General features: G+C 49.6%; 2 tRNA genes. Both read right to left on the bottom strand.

Features of this window, described 5'->3' with window-relative positions:
- Nucleotides 1-6 precede the first annotated feature (6 nt).
- Nucleotides 7-80 (bottom strand) — tRNA-Cys (locus AB4653_RS17075).
- 82 nt (nt 81-162) lie between these two features.
- Nucleotides 163-249, bottom strand: a tRNA-Leu gene (locus AB4653_RS17070).
- Between the last annotated feature and the right edge of the window lies 1 nt (nt 250).

Here is a 250-nt window from a genome sequence, read left to right as displayed (position 1 = left end):
AAAGAATGGAGGCGCCTCCCGGAGTCGAACCGAGGTCCACGGATTTGCAATCCGCTGCATAGCCACTCTGCCAAGGCGCCTTTATCAACATAAAATATATTGAAGTGTTTAAAGAGAACCACTCTTTGTTCAACACTCTACTAAAAGTAGAAACTAGATAGATGGTGCCCCGGGCCGGACTTGAACCGGCACAGCGCGAACGCCGAGGGATTTTAAATCCCTTGTGTCTACCAATTCCACCACCAGGGCA

Origin of the sequence: Vibrio sp. 10N.222.48.A3 (genome assembly GCF_041475345.1) — a bacterium.
Classification (GTDB): Bacteria; Pseudomonadota; Gammaproteobacteria; order Enterobacterales; family Vibrionaceae; genus Vibrio; species Vibrio tasmaniensis_A.
Note: the sequence above shows the minus strand (reverse complement) of the source record. Positions and strands in the feature narration are given on the sequence as shown.